This is a genomic window from Mesorhizobium sp. M0894 (genome assembly GCF_040319725.1).
Lineage (GTDB): Bacteria > Pseudomonadota > Alphaproteobacteria > Rhizobiales > Rhizobiaceae > Mesorhizobium.
Map to the genome: position 1 here is coordinate 223911 of NZ_JAMYOG010000005.1, position 15503 is coordinate 239413.

At 61.4% G+C, this 15503-nt stretch carries 16 protein-coding genes and 1 pseudogene; 12 read left to right on the forward strand and 5 right to left on the reverse strand.

The features are described 5' to 3' along the window. The first annotated feature begins 169 nt into the window (after positions 1-169). The gene (locus tag NKH91_RS12495; protein WP_352589134.1) at positions 170-1210 is read left to right on the forward strand and encodes a GSU2403 family nucleotidyltransferase fold protein; all 1041 of its coding nucleotides are present in this window, start codon (positions 170-172) and stop codon (positions 1208-1210) included. Positions 1211-1437: 227 nt separating this feature from the next. Here NKH91_RS12495 and NKH91_RS12500 read toward each other — a convergent pair whose 3' ends face one another. Both NKH91_RS12500 and NKH91_RS12505 read right to left on the reverse strand, forming a co-directional pair. Beyond that, positions 1438-1824, reverse strand: coding sequence for a type II toxin-antitoxin system VapC family toxin (locus tag NKH91_RS12500; protein ID WP_352589137.1), 387 nt, complete (start codon positions 1822-1824; stop codon positions 1438-1440). Next, positions 1824-2081, reverse strand: a complete 258-nt coding sequence (locus NKH91_RS12505; protein WP_352814174.1) for a type II toxin-antitoxin system VapB family antitoxin — start codon at positions 2079-2081, stop codon at positions 1824-1826. The genes NKH91_RS12500 and NKH91_RS12505 overlap by 1 nt, the downstream gene beginning before the upstream one ends. A gap of 520 nt (positions 2082-2601) precedes the next feature. Here NKH91_RS12505 and trbB point away from each other — a divergent pair. The 11 genes from trbB to NKH91_RS12560 all read left to right on the forward strand — a co-directional run bounded on the left by trbB (position 2602) and on the right by NKH91_RS12560 (position 12403). After that, on the forward strand, positions 2602-3618 hold the full coding sequence (gene trbB / locus NKH91_RS12510; RefSeq protein ID WP_352589139.1) for a P-type conjugative transfer ATPase TrbB: 1017 nt from the start codon (positions 2602-2604) through the stop codon (positions 3616-3618). A 74-nt stretch (positions 3619-3692) separates the two neighbouring features. Then, entirely contained in the window at positions 3693-3956 is a 264-nt protein-coding gene (locus NKH91_RS12515) for a TrbC/VirB2 family type IV secretion system protein (RefSeq protein WP_254818676.1), read from the forward strand. Continuing rightward, positions 3956-4219 (forward strand): VirB3 family type IV secretion system protein, encoded by a 264-nt coding sequence (locus NKH91_RS12520; RefSeq protein WP_352589142.1) that lies wholly within the window; start codon positions 3956-3958, stop codon positions 4217-4219. The genes NKH91_RS12515 and NKH91_RS12520 overlap by 1 nt, the downstream gene beginning before the upstream one ends. 10 nt (positions 4220-4229) lie before the next feature. Further along, the gene (gene trbE, locus NKH91_RS12525) at positions 4230-6737 is read left to right on the forward strand and encodes a conjugal transfer protein TrbE (protein WP_352884944.1); all 2508 of its coding nucleotides are present in this window, start codon (positions 4230-4232) and stop codon (positions 6735-6737) included. Positions 6738-6769: 32 nt separating this feature from the next. Continuing rightward, positions 6770-7483 carry a P-type conjugative transfer protein TrbJ gene (gene trbJ, locus NKH91_RS12530; protein ID WP_352589264.1) on the forward strand — a complete coding sequence of 238 codons (714 nt, stop codon included), beginning with the start codon at positions 6770-6772 and terminating at the stop codon, positions 7481-7483. A gap of 11 nt (positions 7484-7494) precedes the next feature. Then, on the forward strand, positions 7495-7863 hold the full coding sequence (gene trbK-alt, locus NKH91_RS12535) for a putative entry exclusion protein TrbK-alt (protein WP_352589147.1): 369 nt from the start codon (positions 7495-7497) through the stop codon (positions 7861-7863). Beyond that, positions 7860-9224 (forward strand): P-type conjugative transfer protein TrbL, encoded by a 1365-nt coding sequence (trbL, locus tag NKH91_RS12540; protein WP_352884945.1) that lies wholly within the window; start codon positions 7860-7862, stop codon positions 9222-9224. The genes trbK-alt and trbL overlap by 4 nt, the downstream gene beginning before the upstream one ends. After that, entirely contained in the window at positions 9221-9907 is a 687-nt protein-coding gene (gene trbF / locus NKH91_RS12545; RefSeq protein ID WP_352884946.1) for a conjugal transfer protein TrbF, read from the forward strand. The genes trbL and trbF overlap by 4 nt, the downstream gene beginning before the upstream one ends. Positions 9908-9969: 62 nt before the next feature. After that, positions 9970-10968: a P-type conjugative transfer protein TrbG gene (gene trbG, locus NKH91_RS12550; protein ID WP_352884967.1), complete on the forward strand. Its 999-nt coding sequence runs from the start codon at positions 9970-9972 to the stop codon at positions 10966-10968. Beyond that, on the forward strand, positions 10965-12179 hold the full coding sequence (locus NKH91_RS12555) for a TraB/TrbI/VirB10 family type IV secretion system protein (RefSeq protein ID WP_352857361.1): 1215 nt from the start codon (positions 10965-10967) through the stop codon (positions 12177-12179). Before trbG ends, NKH91_RS12555 begins: the two co-directional genes overlap by 4 nt. After that, entirely contained in the window at positions 12176-12403 is a 228-nt protein-coding gene (locus NKH91_RS12560) for a DUF2274 domain-containing protein (RefSeq protein WP_352589159.1), read from the forward strand. The genes NKH91_RS12555 and NKH91_RS12560 overlap by 4 nt, the downstream gene beginning before the upstream one ends. A gap of 388 nt (positions 12404-12791) precedes the next feature. Here the strand turns inward: NKH91_RS12560 and NKH91_RS32355 are convergent, their stop codons facing one another. The 3 genes and pseudogenes from NKH91_RS32355 to NKH91_RS12570 all read right to left on the reverse strand — a co-directional run bounded on the left by NKH91_RS32355 (position 12792) and on the right by NKH91_RS12570 (position 14904). Then, positions 12792-13355: a DUF4143 domain-containing protein gene (locus NKH91_RS32355; protein WP_502898983.1), complete on the reverse strand. Its 564-nt coding sequence runs from the start codon at positions 13353-13355 to the stop codon at positions 12792-12794. Between the two features lie 95 nt (positions 13356-13450). Beyond that, positions 13451-13795 (reverse strand): annotated as a pseudogene (locus NKH91_RS32360) (AAA family ATPase); the annotation flags it as partial. 221 nt (positions 13796-14016) lie between these two features. Continuing rightward, complete coding sequence (locus tag NKH91_RS12570; protein ID WP_352884947.1) at positions 14017-14904, reverse strand: LysR family transcriptional regulator; 888 nt, start codon at positions 14902-14904, stop codon at positions 14017-14019. Positions 14905-15503: the final 599 nt, after the last annotated feature.

Below are 15503 nucleotides of genomic sequence, written 5' to 3' on the forward strand. Positions count from 1 at the left end.
TTGCTTCGACTGCGTTGCCGTAGAAAAGCTGCTCTGTCGTCATATTTTTTAATTAATACAGCTACTTCAACAGTCGCAATGGAATCACGTGAGAGCTGTTGCAACTGGCCGCTCCGCCGCCTATTGTGTATTGCAACAGCTCGGAGCTAAATGCAGGGTAACTGTTGAATTGGCTGATTTTGTTGAATTAAATAACGATCAGCGTCGGGAAAAAGTCAATTCCGACCAACGCTTCATTGCGCTCAAGGAGGCCCAAAGGAAGGCGAAGAGCTTTCGGGGATCCCTCGTCTGGCACACCGTGAACGGCATTGACCACTTGATGCGAAGCTACTACGACGCCGCTGGCGTACGACACCAAAAGGCAGAGGGTCGGCGCTCGCCGGCGAGCGAAGCTGTCAAGGCGGATTGGGAAACAGCTCGCGCGTCCGCCCAAGAAACGCTCTCTGCGCGACAGGAGCAGATGGAGCGCCAATCTGCTGTCAATCGCGCGCTCCGACTTGGACGTGTTCCCCTGATCGCCGCAAGAATTATCAGGGCAATAGATAACGCCGGTCTTCTCGGGGAAGGCATTCGTATTGCCGGCACGAATGCGATCTACGCCTATGAGGCGGCGGCCGGAGTGTTCGTGGATCCCGGAATCACATCGACCCAAGATATCGATCTCCTCATGGACTCGCGCCAGTCCCTCCGGATCATGTCTGGCGCCAACGTCGAACATGGAGCGCTCATCAACCTTTTGCGCAAGGTCGATCGGTCTTTCGAGCGTTCATCCGCCACGTTCCGCGCGGTGAACCGCGACGGATACCTCGTGGATCTGATCAAACCGCTTGCAAACCCGGCGTGGAAGCCGAGCCGGGAAACTGTCGGGAAGGCCGACGACGAATTGGTGCCCGCCGAGATCGCCGGCCTGGCATGGTTGGAAAATGCCCCTGCTTTCGAAGCAATCGCCATCGATGAAAAAGGCGGACCGTTGCGGCTCGTGGTTCCCGATCCGCGTATTTTTGCCGCTCACAAATTCTGGGTCTCAAAACGAGCTGATCGCGAGCCAATCAAGCGCCGTCGCGACCTGGCCCAAGCGCAAGTGGTTGCCTGGCTGACGACGCAATATCTCGAGCATCTCCCCTACAAAGCAAGCGAGCTTCGGGTCCTACCAAGGGCCGTTTTCGACGAAGCCCATCATTTATTCGCGCGACCAGCGTCGCGGCCGTGAATGTCTGAGCTACATGTTGGCCGGCTGGATTGGCCCTCAACTTCCAACCGATCGAAGACGCGGCCCAGCAGCGCCAGATCGAAGGGACGAAAGACGCCAGCTTGCTCTGCTTTGGGACCAATTGGCATGACGCCCCTTGATGCAGGCCCAGCCGACAGAATCGAAACTGATTGGGCGCTATTACAGGGTTCAAGCTGGAGACAGCCGATGATCTTAGAGTCTCGTGCTCATGCCGGTTCGATATCCGTTTGGGAGAAGTCTTTGCCGATGAAAAGCAGCGGTTCGTCTGCACGCTTTGCCAAAGCATAGGAGAGGCAATCGGCAAAATTCAGTGCCGCCGGGTGGTGGCCCTTGCCGTAGGTCAGCCAACCCTGGGTCGCCAGATCAACCAATTCGGAGTCGACAGGAATGATGTCGGCCTCGATTTTGCGCAGCCAAAGATCGATCTCGGCCAACGCGTGTTCGCCGCGCCTGCTGACCAGCACCATGCGTGCCTCGAGCACGCAGGTTGCCGGGACCAGACGGATTGGGTCGGAGACCAGCGCTCGTTCCAGCCTTGCTGCCTCAGGCTCGCTCCGAAGGATCGCTACAACAGCTGAGGTATCGATCACCATCAGTTAGGAATTCCATGCTCGTCATACCCGATGATCTCCTCGTCGCTGCGATTATCCAGTTCAGGCAATCGTGCCACTCTTTCTCGGATGGCGCGCAATTCTGCCACCAGACGCTCCTGAGCGGTCTCTCCAAAGCCCAAGCGATGCAAGCGCTCGCTAAGGGCCTGGTGAATGGCTGCTGTCTTAGTGATACCCTGGCGGCGTGCGAGTTCATCGGCGAGAGCAACGGTGGCCGGATTTTTGATGTTCAGGGACACGAGAAACTCCAAAAATCTACCTTTCTGACAATTTCTACCATAGTTCTCTAGGCTCTTCAACATACCTGCTAGCCTCGCCTACAGCCGCGCCGCGCCGGGGGCCGACCTCTGTGTGGACGTGGCTCGTCGCGCCAACCGGCTGCTCGCGGCGGCGCCGAACTTCGCGGCAGGGACGCCGACGAGATGGTGGCGCTGCTGATGGAAGACATCACCCCTTGAAGTGTCGGGCGGTCGATGACACTGGTCGGTGGGTCTCGATCGGCGAAAGCGATCCTTGTTGGTCGATGCCAGCAGCAGATATGCCTTCTCGTAGATATAGCCGCCTGTTCTTTTTGAGCGGCGATGGCCAGTCGGGCACCGGGTTGCTGAGCTATCGCGGTCGCGGCACCGCATTTCGCAAGTCTCTGCACGTCATCGCACGATCGCCGGCTTTGCTTGTTGCAAGGCCGACGCTCCTGCCTTTTCTAATGATCCCCGACCGCGGCACGAAACAGTTCGTGGCGAGAAACGGGGACCCCGCATGGCGACCAACCATCATGCCAGCAAGAGAGTGGTGTCGCGCGGCGCGCGCATGCTCCGCACCGCTCTCGGCCCGGCCATAGCAGCCTTCCTTGACGATCCAGCCATTGTCGAGGTGATGCTGAATCCCGACGGTCGCCTGTGGGTTGATCGTCTCAGCGAAGGACTCGTTGCAAGCAATGAAATCCTGATCGCGGCCGACGGCGAACGGATCGTCAGGCTGGTGGCGCACCATGTCGGTGCGGAGGTGCATTCGGGCTCGCCGCGCGTTTCGGCTGAACTGCCTGGAACCGGCGACCGGTTCGAGGGTCTGTTGCCGCCTGTTGTCGCGGCACCAACATTCGCCATCCGCAAGCCGGCAGTCGCGGTGTTCACGCTTCAAGACTATGTCGCCGCCGGCATCATGACCGAAGGCCAGGCTGACGTCCTGCAGCTTGCCGTGGAGACACGGAAGAACGTGCTGGTGGCCGGCGGCACATCGACGGGCAAGACCACGCTGGTCAACGCGCTTTTGGCGGAGCTGGCCAAATCCGCCGACCGCGTCGTGCTGATCGAGGATACGCGCGAGTTGCAGTGTGCTGCGCCCAATCTTGTGGCGCTGCGCACCAAGGATGGTGTCGCCTCGCTTTCCGATCTGGTGAAGTCGTCGTTGCGACTTCGGCCCGATCGCATTCCGATCGGCGAGGTACGCGGCGCGGAAGCGCTCGATCTGTTGAAGGCCTGGGGCACCGGCCATCCCGGCGGCATCGGCACCATTCACGCCAATTCTGCCATTGGCGCACTGCGCCGACTGGAGCAGCTCGTGCAGGAGGCCGTCGTTACGGTTCCGCGCGCACTGATTGGCGAAACCATAGATCTCATCGCGGTTCTCGCTGGCCGCGGCTCAGCGCGCCGGCTCGTCGAGATCGCCTTGGTCGACGGGCTCGATCCGGCCACCGGCGACTATCGCACCCTGGAAGCAAATCTCGAGACCACAACGACCTTGAATCACCACTCGCCCTATGGAGCTTCAGAATGACCCAGATCCGCTTCAATTCATCGGCTTTCCGCAAGCCTGTCGTGGAGCTGTCGTATGCGGCGACCGCTGCGATCATGATGATTGCACCCGCCCATGCTGCCGGTTCTTCCATGCCCTGGGAGGAGCCGCTTCAGCAAATCCTCGAATCGATCGAGGGACCAGTCGCCAAGATCGTGGCGGTGATCATCATCATCATCACCGGCCTTTCGCTCGCCTTCGGCGACACCTCAGGCGGATTTCGCCGGCTGATCCAGATCGTCTTCGGGCTGTCGATCGCTTTCGCGGCAAGTTCGTTCTTCCTGTCCTTTTTCTCCTTCGGCGGCGGAGCGCTGATCTGATGGATGAGGAGATCCGTGGGTTTTTCGCGCCGGTTCATCGCGCACTCACCGAACCGATCCTGCTCGGCGGCGCGCCGCGTGCAGTCGCGATTGCCAACGGCACGCTGGCCGGCGCGGTCGGATTGGGACTTCGTTTGTGGATCGCGGGGCTCATCATCTGGGCGGTCGGGCATGTTGTGGCCGTCTGGGCGGCAAAGCGCGATGCGCAATTCATCGATGTGGTTCGCCGGCACCTTCGCTATCCCACGCATTTCGGATGTTGAGGTTTTCGCCATGATGAACCTCGCGGAATACCGAAAGAAGAGTGCCAGCCTCGTCGATTATCTGCCTTGGGCCGCCCTGGTGGCGCCGGGCGTGGTGCTCAACAAGGACGGCAGTTTTCAAAGAACGGCGCGTTTTCGCGGGCCGGATCTGGACTCCGCCACGCCGGCCGAGCTGGTCGGCAAAACCGCGCGGCTCAACGGCGCGCTGCGCCGTCTCGGCTCCAGCTGGGCAATTTTTGTCGAAGCGCAGCGCAATCCCGCCAGCGGCTACCCCGACAGCCGGTTCCCGGATTGTGCATCCGCACTTCTCGACATCGAGCGTCGCGAACAGTTCGAAGACTCCGGTGTGCTGTTTGAAAGCAGCTACTTTCTCACCTTCGTGTGGCTGCCTCCGGCCGAGGAGGCGTCGCGAATGGAGAGCTGGCTCTACGAAGGCCGGGAAAAGACCGGTGTCGATCCGTGGGAGCTCCTGAAGAGTTTTGTCGATCGCACCGACCGCGTGCTCAACCTCATCGAAGGCTTCGTTCCGGAATCTGACTGGCTCGACGATGGGGAGACGCTGAGTTACCTGCACTCAACCATTTCGACCAAGCGGCATGGCGTTCGCGTACCAGAAACGCCGATGCATCTCGATGGCCTGCTTGTCGATCAGCCGCTGGCCGGCGGGTTAGAGCCGAGGCTTGGCGAGGCGCATCTGCGCACACTCACCATCACCGGGTTTCCGACGATGACCTTCCCGGGGATTCTCGACGACCTTAATCGCCTTGCCTTCCCCTACCGCTGGTCGACGCGGGCGATCATGCTCGACAAGACCGACGCGACCAAGCTGGTGACGAAGATACGCCGTCAGTGGTTCGCGAAACGGAAATCTGTCGCCGCGATCCTCAAGGAGGTGATGACCAACGAGGCGTCCGTTCTCGTCGACACGGATGCCGCCAACAAGGCGGCCGATGCGGACGCAGCGCTCCAGGATCTGGGCTCTGACCAGATCGGCGAAGCCTATGTCACCGCCACCGTGACTGTCTGGGATGCCGATCCCTCGATTTCCGACGAAAAGCTGCGTCGGGTCGAAAAGATCATTCAGGGCAGGGACTTCACCTGCATCGCCGAAAGCGTCAACGCTGTCGAGGCTTGGCTGGGCAGTATCCCTGGCCATGTCTATGCCAATATTCGCCAGCCGCCGCTTTCCACGCTCAACCTCGCGCACATGATTCCGCTCTCCGCGGTCTGGGCAGGGCCGATCGAGGATGAGCACTTTGGCGCTCCGCCGCTGTTCTTCGCCAGAACGGAAGACGCCACGCCGTTCCGGTTCAGCCTGCATGTTGGAGATGTCGGCCACACTCTCGTCATCGGCCCGACCGGCGCCGGCAAGTCGGTCCTGTTGGCGATGATCGCGCTTCAGTTCCGGCGGTACCAAAACAGCCAGGTCTTTGGCTTCGATTTCGGCGGCTCAATCTGCGCGGCCATGCTCGCCATGAATGGCGATTGGCACAGTCTCGGAAGCAATGCCCCAGGCGGGCAGGGGTCTGACGATCCGTTGTCCTTGCTCACCTTGGCCGATCTGTCGGACGACGTTCACACCGTGTCGCTGCAGCCGCTTGCCCGCATCCATCATACGCCAGAGCGGGCCTGGGCGGCCGACTGGCTTTTCGACATTCTACTGCGCGAAGGCGTGGCCATCACGCCGCAGGTCAAGGAACATCTGTGGTCGGCGCTGACGTCGCTCGCTTCTGCGCCAGTCCAGGAGAGGACGCTGACTGGCCTGTCCGTGCTGCTGCAGTCCTCGCTACTGAAACAGGCGCTTGGTCCCTATTGTATCGGCGGTGCTTATGGCCATCTGCTTGATGCCGAGCATGAGCGTCTCGGCGAAGCCTCCGTCCAGGCGTTCGAAACCGAGGGCCTGATCGGCACAGGTGCTGCTCCCGCGGTGCTTGCCTATCTGTTCCACCGCATCGAGCAGAGGATGGACGGCCGGCCAACACTGCTGCTCATCGACGAGGGCTGGCTGGCGCTCGACGATGGCGGTTTCGCCGACCAGCTGCGCGAATGGCTGAAGACGCTGAGAAAGAAGAACGCCAGCGTGGTCTTCGCCACGCAGTCGCTTTCCGACATCGACGGATCGCCAATCGCGCCGGCAATAGTCGAAAGCTGCCCGACGCGGTTGTTCTTGCCAAACGAGCGCGCCATCGAGCCACAGATCACCGAGATCTACCGACGCTTTGGTCTCAACGATCGCCAGATCGAGATCATCGCCCGGGCGATACCGAAGCGCGACTATTACTGTCAAAGCCGCCGCGGCAACCGCCTGTTCGAACTGGGGCTCGGTCCGATCGCGCTGGCGCTCTGCGCCACGTCGTCCAAATCGGACCAGGCCGCGATCGAACGGATTATCGCCGAGGCCGGCCGAGACCATTTTCTCGAGGCTTGGCTAGCGGAGCGCGGTCTCTCCTGGGCGGCCGACCTCATCCCAAATCTCACCAATGTGATCGACCAGTCCACAGAGGAGATTTCGTCATGAATTCCGTTCTTGCAGGCAGCCTTATCCGTCGCATGGCGGCAGCCGGCGCCATCGCGGTCGCCACGGCGCTTTCATCGGCACCAGCATCGGCGCTGATCGTGTTCGATCCCAGGAACTATGCCGAAAACCTGCTTTCGGCATCGCGCGCCCTGGAGCAGATCCACAACCAGATCACCTCGCTGCAAAACGAAGCGCAGATGCTGATCAACCAGGCGAAGAATCTCACTTCGCTGCCGACCTCGCTGCTTGGCCAGATCGAGGGCAATTTTTCCGAGATGAAGGCCCTGCTCGGCGAGGCCGAGAAGCTGGCCTATAGCGTCCAGGACATCGAGAGCCAGTTTGCCTCCACTTACAAGAATTTCGGTTCGGATCTCTCCAGCCAGCAGCTTGTTGAGGGTGCGCATCAACGCTGGCAGACCTCGGTGTCTGCCTTCGAGCATTCGCTGAAAACCGGCGCCGTCGCAGTCGACAACATCGCAGGGACACAAGAGCAGACGAGCGCGCTGGTCAGCGCCAGCCAGTCGGCTGTCGGCGTGCTGCAGGCGACGCAGGCCGGCAACCAGCTTCTTGCCGTGCAGGCCAAGCAAGTTGCCGATCTTACCGCGATGCTGGCGGCACAAGGAAGAGCCGAGGCGCTTGAGCAGGCAAGGAGGGCGGCAGCGCAGGAGCAGGCGCGGGAGCAGTTCAGCCGTTTCATGACGGGCAGCAGCTACAGCCCGTCATCCGTAAAAATGTTCCACGACTGAGGCGAAGACGCATGGATCTCAAGATCGCCGCTCGGATGACAGCCGTTCTCGCCCTTGGCGCCGCCATGACCGCCGCCTTCATGGCGCTGCGCGGCGACGGCTCACAGGACGCGTCCTCCCCGCGCTCCGCACATCCGGGCGGCGAGCCGGCAAGCGTCGAACTTGCCCGATGCCGGGACATTGGCATGGCCGCGATTGATGACGACGCCTGCAGGAAAGCCTGGGCGGAAAACCGCCGACGCTTCCTGCGGCCATCTCGTCCCGTAGCGCCAAATGCGGCTCCGTCGATCGAAAAAGACCCGAGCCGAATGTTGCCGCTCCAACCGCCAACACCACCTCTCGCGGAAGACCGGCATCATCCGGAAACGGTGGCGCCATGAACGACACCGGCGTGATCGATCGCTTCCTCGAAACTTTCACTCGCTACATCGATTCCGGGTTTGGGCTGCTCGGCGGCGAGGTGGCATTCCTGACCTCCACGCTGATCGTCATCGACATCACGATTGCCGGCCTGTTCTGGGCCTGGGGCGCTGACGAGGACGTGCTGCACCGGCTGGTGAAGAAGACGCTCTATATCGGCTTCTTCGCCTTCATCATCGGCAACTTCAACCGTCTGGCCGGCATCGTCTTCGAGAGTTTTTCCGGGCTCGGCCTGAAGGCTGGAGGCTCGGCACTTTCAGGCTCGGCATTGCTGCAGCCGGGCCGCGTCGCGCAAGTCGGCATCGACGCCGGCAATCCGATCCTCGAGGCCGCCAGCCAGCTGATGGGCTACGTCTCTTTCTTCGAGAATTTCGTCCAGATCGTAGTGCTTATGATCGCCTGGGCCATCGTACTGATTGCGTTCTTTCTTCTGGCCGTCCAGATTTTCGTCACGCTGGTCGAATTCAAGCTGACAACGCTTGCCGGCTTCGTGCTGATCCCCTTCGCGCTGTTCAACCGGACCGCCTTCCTCGCTGAAAAGGTGCTCGGCAACATCGTCGCCTCCGGCGTGAAGATCCTAGTGCTTGCCGTCATCGTCGGCATCGGCTCGGGCCTGTTCGGCGAGTTCACCCACGGCTTTGGCGCCGAACAACCCACGATCACAGATGCGCTGTCGCTTGTCCTGGGTGCTCTGTCGCTGATGGGGCTGTCGATCTTCGGTCCCGGCATTGCGACGGGGCTGGTCTCTGGTGCCCCGCAACTGGGCGCAGGTGCCGCTGTTGGCACGAGCCTCGCGGCTGGCGGCCTTGGCCTTGCCAGCGCTATGGGTGCCCGCGCCGCAATAGGCGGTACTGCAGGCGCACTCAATGCCGGTGGACGCATATCGGCAGCAGCCGCACGCGGCGGCGCACACCTGGCCGGCAGCACTTCGGCCGCCTGGGAACTTGGCGCAGCCACATCCGGAAGAAGTGGTGCTGGCTCAATCGCCGCCGGCATGGCGGGTGTCGCCAAGGCTGGTGCCAGCGCTGCCGTTCAACCCGTCAAGCAGTCAATGTCGCGCGCCGCGTCAGCCCTGTCCGACAGCTACGAGGCCGGCCGTTTGGCAGCTTGGGCTGCGACGAATGGAGAACAGTCAGTGGGAAGAGCTTCCTCGGGTGACACCGCCGACTCCAGTGCGGACTCGCCGCCAACCTGGGCAAAACGCATGAAGCGCGGCCAGGCCATGAGCCACAGCGCCAGCATCGCCGCGCATTCAGTCCACTCCAGCGATCATGGCGGCGGTTCGATGAATGTTTCCCTCGATCAGGACGACCGCCGATGACCCCCTTTAAACGCCCTTTTGTTCGTTACGGAAAAACGCCTCATCCCGAGACGCCATATCAGCGTGCCGCCCAGATTTGGGACGAGCGCATCGGCTCGGCTCGCGTCCAGGCGAAAAACTGGCGGCTGATGGCCTTCGGCTCGCTCGTCCTGGCCGGCGGTTTTGCATCCGCATTGGTCTGGCAGTCGACGCGCGGGTCGGTGGTTCCCTGGGTGGTTCAGGTCGACAAGTTTGGCGAGGCGCAGGTTGTCGCCCCGGCCGTTGCCGACTATCGGCCGACCGATCCTCAGATCGCCTGGCATCTGGCCCGCCTCATCGAACAGGTCAGAAGCATTCCGGCCGACCCGGTCATCGTCCGCCAAAACTGGCTTCGCGCCTACGATTACACCACAGACCGCGGCGCCATTTCCCTCAATGAATACGCTCGCTTGAACGACCCTTTTGCCAAAGTGGGCAAACTCCAGGTCGCCATCGAGGTTTCCAGCGTCATCCGCGCTTCGCCAGACTCCTTCCGCGTCGCCTGGCTCGAGCGCCGCTACGAGAATGGCAACCTGGCCGGCACCGAGCGCTGGACCGCAATCCTCACAATCGTGATTCAGCAACCCCGCAACGCCGACCGGCTCAAAGCCAATCCGCTCGGCGTCTATGTCAACGCCATCAATTGGTCGAAGGAGCTTTCATGATGCGTGCGGCACGAACAAGAAGATCGGCGAGACCGGCCACGCGCAATGCGCCCAAGGCACATATGCTTGGCTTGGCGTTGCTGTCAGCGATGACGCTCGTCGGCTGTGCTTCCAAAAAATATGTTCCGCCGGAAATCGCCTACGACGATGCGGTGGCTGCCGTGCGCAAGGTCGACCCGCCTGGCCCGGTGAAGGTGGTGGAAGTGCCAAAACCGCTTCCGCTACCAGGTCAGTTGAAACCGGTCGAGGCCACGAACGTGAAGCCGGAGCCGACCGATCCGAAGCAGCGGATCAGCCAGGCGAACGAGGCAGCGAGGATGCAGCCGGTTCGCGACGGGTTCGTCAATGCCATCCAGCTCTATCCGTGGAGCGAGGGCGCGCTCTACCAGATCTATGCCGCGCCCGGTCAGGTCACAGACATCGCCTTGCAGCCCGGCGAGCAGCTTGTCGGCTCCGGGCCTGTGGCCGCTGGCGACACGGTGCGCTGGATCATCGGCGATACACAAAGTGGGGCAGGGGAGCGCCAGCAGGTCCACATTCTCGTCAAGCCGACGCGGCCAGACCTCCAGACCAATCTCGTCATCAACAGTGACCGCCGCACCTATCATCTCGAGCTGCGCTCGACCGAAAAGACCTACATGGCCTCGGTCTCCTGGCAGTATCCACAGGACCAGCTGATTGCACTGCGGCGCCAGAACGCGCAGGCTTCCGCCGCACAGCCGGTCGCATCCGGCGTCGACCTCCAGAAACTGAATTTCCGTTATCGCATCGAGGGCGACACGGCACCCTGGCGGCCGCTTCGCGCCTTCGATGACGGCGCAAAAGTCTACATCGAGTTCCCGTCGGGCATAGGGCAGGGGGAAATGCCGCCGCTCTTTGTCATCGGCCCATCGGGCGGCTCGGAACTGGTCAACTACCGTGCTCGCCAGAATTACTACGTCGTCGATCGGCTGTTTGCCGCCGCAGAATTGAGGCTCGGCGACAAGACGAGCGAAAAGCGCGTCCGCATCGTGCGCACGGACGGGAAACGAACCTCGCCCAGCACGAGGCTGTTCCGATGAGCGACCCTGCAAATGTGCCCAACCAGGACATTCGAGAGGAACTGCGCCTGCGGCCCGAGCCGGCCAGGGTCACGCGATTGTCGCGCAAGACGCTGTTAGGCGTTGGTGGAGTTGCCAGCGCTGCGATCCTCGGCACGTTGATTTGGGCGCTCGACACCAGACGGCGCGGGATCGAGCAACCACCCGAGCTCTTCACCACCGAAAACCGCTCAACGGCCGACGGCCTGCAAAACCTGCCGAAGGATTATTCCGGAGTTCCACAACTCGGCCCCGCGCTGCCTGGCGATCTGGGCCGGCCGATCTTGCGCGCGCAGGAGCGCGGCCAGCCGATTGGGGCGTCCAACATCAGTGCACCGCGCGCCGATCCGGAAGAACAACGCCGACTGGCCGAGATCGAGGCCGCACGCGTGGCGAAGCTCTTCACCGATACGAACGCGAGAGCTGGTCCGGCACGACAGGGTGCTGGCAGCAGAGTCATAGAACCGGACACCCAATCTGGTCTAACTCTGCACCCCGGGCCGCCACCGATCGATCCTGGTGCCGCGCAAAACATGCAGGACCGCAAGCTCGCCTTCGTCAATGCCGAGCCAGAACGTCGCACCGTCAGTCCCAATCGGCTCGCCGAGAAAGTCTCGCCCTATGTGGTGCAAGCTGGTACCGTTATACCGGCTGCCCTTATCACCGGCATCCGCTCCGACCTGCCCGGCGAGATCACCGCTCAGGTCACGGAAAATGTCTACGACAGCCCGACAGGATCCAATCTTCTGATCCCCCAGGGTGCGAGGCTGATCGGCCAGTACGACAGCCACGTCGCCTTCGGCCAGTCGCGCGTGCTGCTGGTCTGGAACCGGCTGATCATGCCTGACGGCACCTCGATCGTGCTGGAGCGCCAGCAGGGCGCAGACGCTGAAGGATTTTCTGGGCTGGAGGACGAGGTCGACCATCATTGGAGCCAGATGTTCCGGGCCGCAGCGCTCTCCACATTGTTGGGCATTGGGACATCGCTGGGGTCCAGCGACGACGAAAGCGAAATCGCCAAGGCCATCCGCGAAAGCGCGCAGGATTCGGCCGCCAATATTGGCCAGCAGCTCGTACGCAATCAGCTCAATGTCCAGCCGACGCTCACCGTGCGGCCCGGTTTTCCGGTTCGCGTGATTGTCAATCGCGACCTTGTTCTTATACCTCACCGCACGCCGAAGGATCCATCATGACCAAGCTGAAACTTTCCGCCATTCCCGATGACCGTCCGGTCAAGATCACGGCCGAACTGCCTGCCGCCGTTCATCGCGACCTTGTCGCTTATGCCGATGTGCTTGGCCGTGAAAGCGGCCAGACAATCGCAGATCCGGCAAAGCTGATCGCACCGATGCTGGCACGGTTCATGGCAACGGACAGGGCATTCGGCCGAATGCGTTCCAACACGAAGTCAGGGTAATCAACGGCAGCGATCGGCCTGTTGTCTGCTCGGCCTGACGGTTGTCCGCACTGAGAGCCACCCCGCATCTGCTCAAGATCAGCATTGCGGTCCGCCAGCGATCAAGGTCGCACCCTATGAAACCGGCAGACGAACACGAAGGACAGCAGGGCTGACGGACCTGTAGGTGGCCTCATCTCAGACCAAACAAACGAACCGTCCTGACGGGATGAATACCAAAGCCATTTTATTATGCTTCGCCAAGCAGCGCCTGGCCTAGGTCCTGCAGGGGCATCGCTTCGACGCCATGCCGGAGCGGAAAACGCTCCGATCCCGGGAAAGACGACGATGCGCCGTGCCAGAGCAAGATCCTCGCAGGCCTGATGAAAACCCTTTTCCACCTTCGGCGTCAGGCTGCGCTTGACATGGCCCAGAGGCGTTGGCCCGGCAACGTGAGTAGCAGGTCGATCTCCGCGCCTGCGGTTGTTCGATAGAAATTGCTCAGCGTGCCGGCGGGGGCGGCGGCGGTCAGGGTTTCGATCACAAAGCCTTCCCAGGAGGCGCCGGCCACTGGGTGCCCAAGCACGTCTTCCTGCGTGGCGAGACCAAGCAGTGCATGGGTGATTCCGCTGTCGCGGACATAGACGCGCGGGGATTTCACCAAGCGCTTGCCGACATTGACATGCCAAGGTTCCAGCCGGCGAACCAGCAGGAGATCAACGAGTAGGGCGAGATAGGACGCGGCTGTCTTGGCGTCGACGCCGAGTGCGCGGGCGAACTCGGCAGCGTTGAGCAGGCCGGCTTGGTGGTGCGCCAGCATAGTCCAGAAGCGGCGCAGCGTCTCGGCCGGAATGCGCGGACCGAGGAGGGGGATGTCGCGTTCCAGATAAGTGCGGATGAAATCCAGCCGCCATCGCTGGCTGGCGCGGTCACTCGCGGCCAGAAAGCTGTCGGGGAGCCGCCGCGTACCCATAGCGGCCCAAGGTGGGCGACGCCGACCTCGAGGCCATCGATCGGATGCATTTCGAGATAGGCAATGCGGCCGGCAAGGGTCTCGCCTGACTGCCTCATAAGATCGATCGACGCCGAACCTAAGAGCAGGAACCGGCCGGCTTTGCGACCGCCATGCCGACCGCGGTCGATCAGCCCGCGTAGGCTCTGGAACAGGTTCGGTAGCCGGTGGACCTCGTCCAGGATAACCAGCTTGTCCCGATGCTCGGCCAGGTAAAGCTCCGGCTCGGCAAGCCGAGCGCGGTCAGCGTCCGATTCGAGGTCGAGATAGATCGAAGGACGCCGTTCGGCTATCTCCAGCGCCAGGGTTGTCTTGCCGACCTGACGCGGCCCGAGCAGCGCCACAGCCGGCATGCTATCCAGCATCTCGGTGAGTTCTGTGCTGATGCGGGGTTCAATCATCCTTGCAAGTATGGTTCCAGTTTTGCAAGGAAGAACCGCGGCCCGGCGGCGCGAGACGGGCGGAAGGGGAAGTGGCGTTAAAGCGTGGAGGCCTTGGTTAGATTGGCCCCGAACCGCTCAAACCGATGCTGACACGGTTCATGACAACAGACAGAGCGTTGCTAGGCCCCAACGCACTCTGAAACCGGGTGACTGTTCGGGTCATGCCGGTCGGATGACTGTCAGGACGAATACCGATCGCGCAGGAATGAGATGAAGGTCGGCAGGGCAGGATTGGCGTTGTCGGGACGCCAACGGGCTAAACTGGAGATCTGGATTGGTTTGCCCCCGATCCGCAGCTTACGACAGACCGCATCCTGAGGAACTCTGTCGGCATCTTGATCGTGGATCAAGGCGACTCCAAGCCCGTTTCCGACAAGGCGCAAAAGGATGCCCGCACTGACGTGATGTTCGACGATTGGAGGAAGCTGCACGCCGCGTCCAACAACGTCGGCGAGCAGAAATGCTTCGCCCTGGCGCACCAGCAATGTCTCCTGGTGCAACTCGTGCCACTCGATCACGGAACGGGTTGCCAGAGGATGATTTGAGGCAAGAACGATAGCCAAAGTGTCTTTCCATAGCGTCAGTTCGAATGCGCCGCCGCTAAATCGGGACGAGGAGGTCACGACGACGTCGACCTGCGTGGCACCCAGTGTAGCCTCAGGCGAAGGGTAAGGACTCTCTGTCAAGCTGACGGTCACATTGGGATGAGATCGCCCGAACTCGATGATTGCATCCAACGCTCGCCCGGCAAGGATGATCCCGTTGGAGCCGATGGAAAGCTTTTGGTGTTCATCTTTGATGCCGGTCCTGGCCAGGGTGAGAGTATTGTCAAGCTCGAGCAGAACGGAGCGCAGACGCTCCAGGAAGCGCTCGCCTACCGGGGTTGGGCCGACGCCGCGAGCATGGCGATGAAATATCCTCGTTCCCATCGCATATTCGAGATCGCGTATGCGCCGGCTGAGCGCGGAGTGATCGATCCCTGCGCGTTGCGAGGCGCGAAGAAAGCTGCCCTCCTCCGCGACCACAAGCGCATAATTGAGGGTCGCGAGTTGGATGGAGCTCCGCATCTCTGCCCAAAGTCAAGTTGGCGACAAAACGCGTTTGAGCGTTTTTGGCCGCTGCGGGCTATCGCCAAATCTCAGTATTGACAGGGTGAGCAGTCCAATTCTCCTTACAAGAGCAATAATGAAAACACCGTGCATGACGCACCCGTTTCGGAAACAGTTGTCCGCATGGCCAACCGCGCTCGGCGAGTGCTGCTGTGTCTAGTCCAGTATTGGACGCCCAAACTGGTGGGGCGATCTTATCCGTATCTTTGCATGATGCGCTTGCCAGTGGCACTACCAAGATTTGGCGAGTGACAGCATGGATCAGTCATACGCATCATCTGTCAATTCCAGGTGAGGAGGTGACGTGGTGACAAAGACGGAGATGACGAGATCTGGCCATCGGACAAGCTCGAACAACATCAACAACGAGACTATCAGGCTGCCTCTGGCGGTAGGAGTCGGACGAGCGCACGCCCATCATGGGGAATTCCTCCAAGGCGTCTTTGAAGGGGAAAACGGAAGGCTTTGCCGCGGACTCGTAACCTTGCCGCTCACGTCGCAAGAGTCGCTAGCGACTTTCTGGCCGCATGAACAAAAAGGGATTCGACCGCGGCCCG

Coding starts and splice junctions, on each gene's coding strand:
- NKH91_RS32355 (WP_502898983.1), bottom strand. CDS start 13,355: ATGGGTACGCGGCGGCTCCCCGACAGCTTTCTGGCCGCGAGTGACCGC.
- trbB (WP_352589139.1), top strand. CDS start 2,602: ATGGCGACCAACCATCATGCCAGCAAGAGAGTGGTGTCGCGCGGCGCG.
- NKH91_RS12555 (WP_352857361.1), top strand. CDS start 10,965: ATGAGCGACCCTGCAAATGTGCCCAACCAGGACATTCGAGAGGAACTG.
- trbE (WP_352884944.1), top strand. CDS start 4,230: ATGATGAACCTCGCGGAATACCGAAAGAAGAGTGCCAGCCTCGTCGAT.
- trbF (WP_352884946.1), top strand. CDS start 9,221: ATGACCCCCTTTAAACGCCCTTTTGTTCGTTACGGAAAAACGCCTCAT.
- NKH91_RS12515 (WP_254818676.1), top strand. CDS start 3,693: ATGATGATTGCACCCGCCCATGCTGCCGGTTCTTCCATGCCCTGGGAG.
- trbJ (WP_352589264.1), top strand. CDS start 6,770: ATGGCGGCAGCCGGCGCCATCGCGGTCGCCACGGCGCTTTCATCGGCA.
- NKH91_RS12500 (WP_352589137.1), bottom strand. CDS start 1,824: ATGGTGATCGATACCTCAGCTGTTGTAGCGATCCTTCGGAGCGAGCCT.
- trbK-alt (WP_352589147.1), top strand. CDS start 7,495: ATGGATCTCAAGATCGCCGCTCGGATGACAGCCGTTCTCGCCCTTGGC.
- trbG (WP_352884967.1), top strand. CDS start 9,970: ATGCTTGGCTTGGCGTTGCTGTCAGCGATGACGCTCGTCGGCTGTGCT.
- NKH91_RS12520 (WP_352589142.1), top strand. CDS start 3,956: ATGGATGAGGAGATCCGTGGGTTTTTCGCGCCGGTTCATCGCGCACTC.
- trbL (WP_352884945.1), top strand. CDS start 7,860: ATGAACGACACCGGCGTGATCGATCGCTTCCTCGAAACTTTCACTCGC.
- NKH91_RS12560 (WP_352589159.1), top strand. CDS start 12,176: ATGACCAAGCTGAAACTTTCCGCCATTCCCGATGACCGTCCGGTCAAG.
- NKH91_RS12570 (WP_352884947.1), bottom strand. CDS start 14,904: ATGCGGAGCTCCATCCAACTCGCGACCCTCAATTATGCGCTTGTGGTC.